The sequence below is a fragment of the Staphylococcus sp. HMSC057A08 genome, assembly GCF_001812925.1.
GTDB classification, from domain to species: Bacteria; Bacillota; Bacilli; order Staphylococcales; family Staphylococcaceae; genus Staphylococcus; species Staphylococcus hominis.
Map to the genome: position 1 here is coordinate 527,549 of NZ_KV810854.1, position 9,676 is coordinate 537,224.

At 30.8% G+C, this 9,676-nt stretch carries 9 protein-coding genes; all 9 read right to left on the reverse strand.

Features of this window, described 5'->3' with window-relative positions:
* Positions 1-2: 2 nt before the first annotated feature.
* A complete protein-coding gene (murD, locus tag HMPREF2881_RS07110) occupies positions 3-1,349 on the reverse strand; it encodes a UDP-N-acetylmuramoyl-L-alanine--D-glutamate ligase (protein ID WP_002448780.1) in 1,347 nt (448 codons plus the stop codon).
* 1 nt (position 1,350) lies between these two features.
* On the reverse strand, positions 1,351-2,316 hold the full coding sequence (gene mraY / locus HMPREF2881_RS07115) for a phospho-N-acetylmuramoyl-pentapeptide-transferase (RefSeq protein ID WP_002448868.1): 966 nt from the start codon (positions 2,314-2,316) through the stop codon (positions 1,351-1,353).
* Positions 2,317-2,490: 174 nt separating this feature from the next.
* Complete coding sequence (locus tag HMPREF2881_RS07120; RefSeq protein WP_002448727.1) at positions 2,491-4,737, reverse strand: penicillin-binding protein; 2,247 nt, start codon at positions 4,735-4,737, stop codon at positions 2,491-2,493.
* Complete coding sequence (gene ftsL, locus HMPREF2881_RS07125) at positions 4,718-5,119, reverse strand: cell division protein FtsL (RefSeq protein ID WP_002448811.1); 402 nt, start codon at positions 5,117-5,119, stop codon at positions 4,718-4,720. Before ftsL ends, HMPREF2881_RS07120 begins: the two co-directional genes overlap by 20 nt.
* Positions 5,120-5,132: 13 nt before the next feature.
* A complete protein-coding gene (rsmH, locus tag HMPREF2881_RS07130; protein ID WP_002448750.1) occupies positions 5,133-6,068 on the reverse strand; it encodes a 16S rRNA (cytosine(1402)-N(4))-methyltransferase RsmH in 936 nt (311 codons plus the stop codon).
* Between the two features lie 14 nt (positions 6,069-6,082).
* A complete protein-coding gene (gene mraZ, locus HMPREF2881_RS07135; RefSeq protein ID WP_002455463.1) occupies positions 6,083-6,514 on the reverse strand; it encodes a division/cell wall cluster transcriptional repressor MraZ in 432 nt (143 codons plus the stop codon).
* Positions 6,515-6,662: 148 nt separating this feature from the next.
* Complete coding sequence (gene bshC / locus HMPREF2881_RS07140; RefSeq protein ID WP_070653679.1) at positions 6,663-8,276, reverse strand: bacillithiol biosynthesis cysteine-adding enzyme BshC; 1,614 nt, start codon at positions 8,274-8,276, stop codon at positions 6,663-6,665.
* Positions 8,277-8,650: 374 nt separating this feature from the next.
* Positions 8,651-9,340, reverse strand: coding sequence for a YjjG family noncanonical pyrimidine nucleotidase (locus tag HMPREF2881_RS07145; protein ID WP_002448764.1), 690 nt, complete (start codon positions 9,338-9,340; stop codon positions 8,651-8,653).
* Positions 9,341-9,465: 125 nt separating this feature from the next.
* Complete coding sequence (locus tag HMPREF2881_RS07150) at positions 9,466-9,600, reverse strand: beta-class phenol-soluble modulin (RefSeq protein ID WP_002488710.1); 135 nt, start codon at positions 9,598-9,600, stop codon at positions 9,466-9,468.
* Positions 9,601-9,676: the final 76 nt, after the last annotated feature.

Here is a 9,676-nt window from a genome sequence, read left to right on the forward strand (position 1 = left end):
AATTAAGATGGTAGGTATGCACGGAAACTTTCAATAAATCTTTCGCCACGTTCTTCAAATGTTTTATATTGATCCCAACTTGCACATGCTGGTGAAAGTAAAACAACATCATTAGGTTCAATGACATCTTGAACTTTTTTTACTGCATCTTCTATATCAACTGCTTTGATTACTTCTTTACCTTGACTATTACCTAATTTAGCGAATTTATCTTGAGTTTCACCGAAAACTACCATTACTCTAACATGTTTCATGTAAGGAATTAATTCATCAAATCCATTACCTCGATCTAAACCACCACATAACCAGATAATAGGTTGTTTAAATGAATTTAAAGCAAACTGTGTTGCTAATGTATTGGTTGCTTTAGAGTCATTATAGTATTTATTTGTTCGATTCGTTCCAATATATTGTAATCGATGTTCAATACCTGAGAATGTTGTTAAACTATCTACGATAGCCTTAATTGGCACGCCTGCAAGTATTGCAGCTAAAACAGCAGCTAAAATATTTTCTAAGTTATGTTCTCCCGGTAAAACTAAGTCATCAATATTAATAAGGTTAACATTATTATAAACGATATAATTATCTTTAATATAGATGCCATCTACTTCTTGTTGAGTAGAAAAATATAATGTTTTAGCTTTTAAATTTTCAGTTTCAATTAAATGACGTTGATGATAATTACAAATCAAATAATCATCTTCTGTTTGATTTTTGTAAATACGTCGCTTCGCATTTTGATAATTTTCTAATGACTCATGATAATCTAAATGAGCAGAATAGATATTTGTAATGATGGCAATGTGAGGTCTGTAATGTTCAATGCCAAGTAATTGGAATGAAGATAATTCAGTGATTAGATATTCATCAGGTGACGTTTCTTGAGCTACTTTAGAAGCAACATACCCAATATTTCCTGAAAGTCTTCCAGTTAATCTACTTTTTTTAAACATATCTCCAATGAGAGAAGTTGTTGTTGTTTTACCATTTGTACCAGTTACGGCGATAATTGGAGCTTCAGAAATTAAATAACTTAATTCTACTTCAGTTAAAATTTTAAGACCTCGTTGATATGCTTCATCAATAATTGAAACTGTATAAGGTATACCTGGGTTTTTAACAATAATTGGGTTGCTATCAAGTAATGATAATGGATGACCACCATCAACAATTTTCACCCCTAATGTTTCTAAGTCTTTTGCATGGGGATCTTTAGATAAATCTTTCCCATCATTTACAGTTACATTTGCACCTAATTTAACTAATAACTTAGCAGCTTCATAACCACTTTTTGCTAATCCAACTACAAGAACATCTTTATTCTCTAATCCTGTATAATTTAGCATTCTAATGCACTCCTATCCATAATCCAATTAATCCTGAAATTAACCCCACAAGCCAAAATACTGAAACAACTTTCCATTCACTCCATCCGCTAAGTTCAAAATGGTGATGAATTGGTGTCATTTTAAAGATTCTTTTTTTAGTTAATTTATAAGATGATACTTGCAACATTACTGATAATGTTTCGATAACAAATACTAAACCTATAAAAAGTAATGAAAATTCTTGGTTTAACATGATTGAAATTGTAGCAAAAATACCTCCTAATGCTAAGCTTCCTGTATCTCCCATAAATACTTTGGCTGGATTTAAGTTATACGGTAAGAAACCGAGTAATGCAAAAATCATAATAATACAAAAAGTACCAATTGCAGGGGCATTTAACATGAAACTCATAATTGCATACATAGTGAATCCAATAATTGATAAGCCAGTTGCTAATCCATCCAATCCATCAGTTAAATTAACTGCGTTTGAAAACCCAACTTGCCAAAAAACAATAAAAATAACGTACGCAAACGACAATGGAATTCCAAAATTAGTAAATGGAATATTTATACTTGTTGAAAATTCTATTAAATGAAAAACATCACTTAGAATGAAAAATATAATTGCTATTGCAATTTGAGCTAAAAATTTCTGCTTACTTGTAAGTCCTTGGTTATTTTTTTTAACTACAATAATGTAATCATCAATAAAGCCAATGAGTCCAAATCCTATTGTGACAAAGAGTAATAGAATAATGGGATTAGAATGATCTGTGAAAAATATAGCAATCATAGATGTAATAATAATACTAATTAAAAACGTTAAACCACCCATGGTTGGTGTACCCGTTTTTTTCATATGGCTTTGAGGACCTTCTTCGCGGATACTTTGACCAAATTTCATTCGTTTAAGTGTCGGTATAAGTACAGGAACTAAAATAAATGTGATAAGTAATGCGATAATCGCAAATATAAAAAGCATGGTAATCTCCTTTATGTATTTTAAATTTATTCGTTTTTCACTTTATTTCCTTTATAATCTTATCAATTTTCAAACTAATTTTATATATATTATGTAAGAAATTGAGATTATAAATAAGGTATCCATAATATATGACACCTTATTTATAATCATTTAAAATGACGTCATTTGTTCTTATGAATCGTTTTTATCATTAGACGTTGTATCAGTTGAATTATCTGAAGTGTTATTTGAATCAGATCCACTCGAATCAGTTAAAGATGTATTATCATTAGGATCATCAGTAGATAATTCTATTTCAATTTTCTTATTACTTTTGAGTGTTGACCCACTCGCTACAGATTGATTTGTTACGTATCCACTGCCTTTAGTCGTAACATTGATTCCAGTTAATTCTTGGAAGGCTAGGACATCGTCTGTTGTCCAACCTTTCATATTTGGCATAGTAATATCGCCATCTGTCACTGCTAACACTTTACTATTCGGTAATAATTTTGTATTAGCTCTAGTAGATTGAGCTTTTATTGTATTACCATTACCAATAATGACAGGTTGTAAATCTTTTCCTTTAAGACTATCTTGTGCTTTTTGACTTGATTGCCCTACAACATTTGGCACTTTACTATACTGTGCTGATTGAGTCTCATCTTTTTTAGAGCCTACATTTAAATACTTAAGTGTATTTTCCATGATAGGTTTAAAAGCTTTACTTACCCCTAATTCATATGCTTCTTGATCATTTTTCTGAGCAAGACTCATACCGGCATAAACAATAACTCTTGGATGTTTTTTTGGCGCATCTCCCATAAAGCTTACAAAGTAGGGATTTGCTCCTTTAACGTATCCACTACCATTTTCATTAACGACCTGAGCAGTACCTGTTTTCCCTTCAATATCATAACCATCAATACGATAATTGGAAGCATGACTTTTATCACTATTTACTACTTTATCTAATTCTGTTTCAACTTTATCCGCAGTTTCTGAAGTAATAGGTTTTCCAACTATATTCTTTTCACCTTTATAGAATGTTTTCTTTGAAATTGGATTATCTATACTTTGAACAAACCAAGGTTTTAACATATTTCCTTTATTAAAGAAAGCTGATTGTGCTTGTATCATTTGTACAGGCGTCACTGTGGTCGATTGACCGAATGCTGATGTTTTTTGTTGTAATTCATTTGACCAAGCAATATTTCCTTTTAATTCTCCGTCAAACATACCATTTGTAGATTTACCAAAACCAAAGCGCTCGTACCAAGATTTCATTTTATCAGCACCAACTAAATCTTGAAGATGCATCATCAATGTATTAGATGAATATGTGAAACCTAATGACATTGGTATTTCTCCCCAACCGGTTTTATTCCAGTCAGAAATTCTTGAACCCATAATATCACGATGACCAGATTCATATTTTTCTTTAGGATTAAATTTACCTTCTTGAATGGCGGCTGCTAATCCATATGATTTAAATGTTGACCCAGGCTCATATGCATTTTGATATAAATCATTAGCCCATTTTTTTCCAAAGTCTTTACCCGTTTCGGGGTTGAATGTTGGACGTTGACTATATGCAAGAATTTCTCCTGTTTTAGCATCCATAACCACTGCAAATAAATCTTTTGGTTCATATCGTTTCACCATATCATCAAGAGCCTCTTCGACAAATACTTGTATATTTGAATCAATGGTTAAATGAACATCATCACCACGTTTTGGCGCTTTTTCATTTTTACTGTTTGGTGCAATATAACCCCAAATGTCATGTATATAAGATAGCGAGCCTTTCTGTCCATTTAGATAACTATTAAAAATCTTTTCTACACCTAATGCACCATTTAATTCCCCAGTATCAGGATTTTTTTGAGCCATACCAATTAAATGAGAAGCAAAATTACCGTTAGGATAGAATCGTTCAGTTTCTGGATATAAGGTGATTCCTGGTAAGTCCATTTTATCGAGTTTAACTTTATCTTGATATGTTAAATTTGTCCCTTTCTGTCCAAATTCAACTTGAAAGGCTTTCTTTTGATTAAGACGTTTTTCAATTTCATCAGGTTTCATATCAATAATTTTTGATAATTGTTTTGCTGTTTTCTTTTTATCTTTAACATACCTTGGTGTATCACCAACTTCTCCAGCATTTTTATCAATAATAGCAACTAATTTATATCGTTGAACATCTTCGGCTAAAATTTTACCGTTTCTATCGTATATTTTCCCTCTTTCAGGCTGTTCTTGCGTTTTTACGAGATATTTTTCATTAGCGCGCATCACTAAATTTTGTCCATCTGAATGTCCAGTTATCATGATATATGAATATCTTAAAACCAATACAAAAAAGAGCAGTCCGAATAATCCAACAAGGAGGACTGCTCCTAATTTATTTTTTCTAATTTTAATTTTTCGCTTCGCCATTAGTACGCACTACCTTTACATTATCGTTCTTTAGGCTCATACCTTGTTTTTTAGCCTGATCGTAAATGCGCTCATAAGAAGAATTTTTCTTAATTTCAGATTGAATTGCATTATTTTCATTAGATTGTTGTTCAATCTTTTGATCTAGCTCGGCAATTTTATCATTTGTATCGTACGCATCCATTTTTAAAGATAGCATATAGATTGCTAGAACAGCAATTGCTGTGACAAGCGTTATGTATAAAAATTTCTCAAATCGCGTAAGTTGAACAACAACCTTTTTAGTTACTGTTTTCGTCTCAGTTTGTGTCTTTGGTTGTTCTTTCGGTATGCTAGTGTGCTGAATGTGTTCATATGGTTCGTAAATTTTTTCTACAGCCATCCTCAATTACTCCTTATTTTAATATTTCAGCAACACGTAATTTTGCACTACGTGCTCTATTATTTTCGTCTAAATCCTCTTCTGTAGCAGTAATTGGTTTACGATTTACTCGTTTTAACTTAGGTGTATAAGCTTCAGGAATAATTGGTAACCCTCTAGGCACATCAGGTCCTTTTTCGTATTCTTGGAAAATTTGCTTGCACAATCTATCTTCCAGAGAATGGAAAGTAATGACTGAAATCCTACCTTTTACTTTAACATGCTCAATGGCTTGTTCAATTGAATCTTCAAACGCAGATAGTTCATCGTTCACTGCTATTCTTATCGCTTGGAAAATGCGTTTAGCAGGATGACCACCTTTTCTTCGAGCTTTAGCTGGAATACCTTCTTTAATAATGTCTACAAGCTCTAATGTTGTTTCAATAGGTTGTTGTTCACGATGTGCTTCTATTCTTCTCGCTATTTGTTTAGAAAATTTTTCTTCTCCATAACGATAAAAGATTTTAACCAATGCCTCATAAGGCCAATCATTAACAACATCATATGCAGTTAATTCTTGCGTTTGATCCATACGCATATCTAACTTTGCATCATGATGATAACTAAATCCTCTTTCAGGTATATCAAGCTGTGGACTTGAAACACCTAAGTCGTAGTAAATACCATCTACTTTTTCAATTCCTAAATTTTTCAAAATATCAGTTAATTCTCTAAAGTTATTATGTACAAACGTGACCTTGTGTAAGTGATCTCTTAGTACTTCTTTAGCATTTTCTAAGGCAGTAGTATCTTGATCGATTGCAATCAACCTACCGTCATCGTTTAATTGATTTAATAAATAGAGTGCATGACCGGCTCCACCAAGCGTACAATCTACATATATGCCATCCTCTTTGATGTCTAATTCATCTATTGTTTCTTTTAGCATAACGCTTACATGATGAAACACTATAAATTCCTCCATTAAAAATCAAAATCTATCAAATCTTCGGCAATATCTTCAAAACTTTCTTCTGATTCTTCGTAAAATTCATTCCAAGTTTCTCTATCCCAAATCTCTATACGATTTGAGACACCTATTACCGTACATTCTTTTGTTAAATTTGCGTATTTCCTCAAATTTTGAGGAATGTTAATACGCCCTTGCTTATCTAGCTCTACTTCGATAGCTCCAGAGAAGAACATACGCATAAACTTACGTGCGTCTTTTTTTGTCATAGGTAAGGTTTTCATTTTCTCTTCTATCTGTTGCCATTCTTCAAGCGTGTAGCCAAACAAACATTTATCAAGGCCTCGTGTGATAATAAAACGTTCATTTAAGTCATATCTAAACTTAGATGGAATTATCATACGTCCTTTAGCATCTAATTGATGCTCGTATTCTCCCATGAACATTATTACCACCTCACCTTATTAATAATTTACCACATCTCACCACTATCCTCCACTAATTATGTAAAATATCTTAAAATTCTTTAATTTGACATAAAAAGACCCATATTATTTTAATAGATAATATGGGTCTTTTTCTTTTCCTCATAAATTAAGGTTTTATAACTATTTGGTTAAATGTATATTTAAGTGGAGGATAAGTGGAGGGACTAAACACATCTATCCCAAATTCATTCATCATTTGAAGTGGATTCCAAATTCTTTCTTGTAGGCCACCCATTGGATGCAATACATGTTCAATCTCTCTAAAATGTTTCATACTTATATCGTTATCTCTTTCAATGTTAAGTAAATAGCGATTTAATAAATATTCAAATTGTTTATTATGAATGTCATAATTTTTCTTTACTAAATTGATATTATCATGATTATCATTAACCTCTTTACGAAGTGATTCGTATATTTTGGCATGATTCTCTTTTAAAGACTCTACTTTTTTAATAAATGTATCTGAGGCTTTGCTACGAACGAATTTTTCTCTATCCGTTTCTATACCATTCATAATAACATTTTTAGCATTTAACTTATACTGATTAACTAGTTTTTCTATTCTAATTGGTAAATAAGTGATTTTCATTCTTGGTAAAACAATAGGCATTTCAACATCTAAAATTTTAAATACTTCATTCAATTCAGCCCAGTATTTAATTTCACTTGGTCCTCCAATAAAAGCTACCGTATTAAATAGCCATTCTTCCATTACTGGTCTAGTTACAACATTATTAGAAAAACGAGTTGGTTCTTTTTCAACTAATTTTAACAATTCATCTTTATTATATGTAATATCTGATTTACTCAATTTGAATACATCATCTTTTTTAGTAATTAGTTGACGCATACTATCTTCATGAAGGAACAGATGGACATTGGTATCTGTTTCAATCATTTTGTTTAAACCTGATTGTGTAGTTAATTTTTGTGTTTTTCTAAACGCTTGGTTAATTTCATTATGTTTTTGAATAATATTTTTTAATAATGGCTTCTCCAATTCACGAATTTTTTCATATTGAGCATCAATAAATAGTACACCGTAATCTTTAAATACTTCTTGAAGTAACCCTTTAAAAATATCAGTCCAATTATTGTACTTTTCTATAATCTCTAAACATACTTGATAAAGTGCGTTAGTATGTTTCGTTTCTTTTAATTCTTTAAAAAATTGATTAAGTGCTTCAATCATCTGTTCCTTTTCTAGAATATAGCGAGAAACGCTTGTTTCAGGCGGTGTCATTGTATGATATTTTACTTTATGTAAATGAGCATCTTTTGCATTATAAGCATACGTATGATTTACTTCTTCAAAGTCATGATCTTCACCTGCAATCCAAAAAACAGGTACAACAGTTTGTTGATATGTTTCAGTTAATTCACGACTTAAATTAACAATTGAAAGAATTTTATGAAACGTATATAAAGGTCCACCAAAAAGACCAGCTTGCTGGCCACCAATTACCACTTTAGCTCCTTCACTGAGTGCAGTAAGATGAGTCTGTTGAATTTCTGTTATATTCAAATCTGACATATATGATTTAATCACTTGAGCAAGTTGCTGCTCTCTACCATTATTAGGACGATCCATTCTTTGATCAAAACTAGATGGTTTGACTGGATTATATTGATAAAATTTCAATAATGTTTCATCACTGTTTTCTAATTTAGTAATAAATGAATCTTTTTCTTGAAAATTAGTTACTTTACAGTTCATTCCCTTACTCCTTCAATATAACATTACTTATTCAGTATAAAGATTATATCCCTAGATGACAATTTTACGGCTTAACTATTGAAATTCACATCCATTTTATCAGATTATAAATAATTAATATGTTATTAAATGAAAATCGTATATTAATGACGATACAATATATATAAAGAATTTAAATGATGATGAGAACATGACTAAAGTTCAACATCTTGAAATAAAATTAAAAAACTGTTGAATTATTTGAGGCATTTAGAGAAATTGATAATGAAGACTTGCATAAGGAGTCAATATATTTGTATGATCTCTAAACAATTAAGCTATAAACGCTATTTGCATAAATAAGCCTGAGCCATTTAGCTCAGGTCTCTTATTAATTATTCTTCAACTAAATTAACCAATTCATATAAAGATTGTATTTCATAATCTGGTACAATATCACTGTTATTTTCTTTATTACGATAATTAAACCAACATGTTGTAATACCGGCATTTTTTCCACCTAGTATATCTGATGTAAGAGAATCTCCTACTATTATTGAAGTCTTTCTTTTTTCTTCACCAATTCTCTCAAAGATATAATCAAAAAATTCACTCATAGGTTTTTGATATCCTGTTTCTTCTGATATATATACTCCAGATAAGATGTCTTTAAACTCTAATTGAGCAATACGACGTTTTTGGGTATCTGTAACACCATTAGTCACAATAAACAATTCACATTCTTGGCTTAATCGATCAATTGTTTCTAAAGTAGAGTTGAAGAATTTTAATGGTGCTTTAGCTAGTTCGTCTCTAAATAAAACATCGGCTTTTTTACCATCTACGTCTATACCATACTCTTTAAAATAATTAATAAAACGATGTGTTAATACTTCTTCTTTAGATAGTTCATTTTTTTGAAATGCTTCCCAATGATTTTGATTTACTTTCTTAAAATATTGAAAATCTTCTTCAGTTGGATAATGACCGAAATGATGTGCCATTTGATGAAATGCTCGATCTTCTGCATCAAAAAAGTCCACAATTGTATCATCAAAATCAAGTAAAATAGTATCGTATTTCATTTTTATACTCCTAAATTATAGTATGTATATTATTTTAGCAGATTTATCATGATTCATTAAATAATGCTAAAAAATAAAAACACTTAAGGATTAATCCTTAAGTGTTGAATACTTGCTATTAAGTATTAGAAACCAAATACTTTACCTAATACACTTGCACCACTTGATACAATGTCAACAATACTTGTACCTAATTTTGTCCAGTCTTGATTTTGTGCTGCTGTTACAGTATTTGCAATTGCTTCTGCTAATTTAGTCATTTGAATTTCCCCATTCTGTTTTTATTTTTAAATATTATTACGTTAGAATCCTAAGTATTTACCTAGAATGCTTACG

Bases quoted from the DNA above. Each gene is read 5' to 3' on its own strand.
- mraZ (WP_002455463.1), bottom strand. From the start codon at position 6,514: ATGTTCATGGGAGAATACGAGCATCAATTAGATGCTAAAGGACGTATG.
- bshC (WP_070653679.1), bottom strand. From the start codon at position 8,276: ATGAACTGTAAAGTAACTAATTTTCAAGAAAAAGATTCATTTATTACT.
- HMPREF2881_RS07150 (WP_002488710.1), bottom strand. From the start codon at position 9,600: ATGACTAAATTAGCAGAAGCAATTGCAAATACTGTAACAGCAGCACAA.
- HMPREF2881_RS07145 (WP_002448764.1), bottom strand. From the start codon at position 9,340: ATGAAATACGATACTATTTTACTTGATTTTGATGATACAATTGTGGAC.
- murD (WP_002448780.1), bottom strand. From the start codon at position 1,349: ATGCTAAATTATACAGGATTAGAGAATAAAGATGTTCTTGTAGTTGGA.
- mraY (WP_002448868.1), bottom strand. From the start codon at position 2,316: ATGCTTTTTATATTTGCGATTATCGCATTACTTATCACATTTATTTTA.
- ftsL (WP_002448811.1), bottom strand. From the start codon at position 5,119: ATGGCTGTAGAAAAAATTTACGAACCATATGAACACATTCAGCACACT.
- HMPREF2881_RS07120 (WP_002448727.1), bottom strand. From the start codon at position 4,737: ATGGCGAAGCGAAAAATTAAAATTAGAAAAAATAAATTAGGAGCAGTC.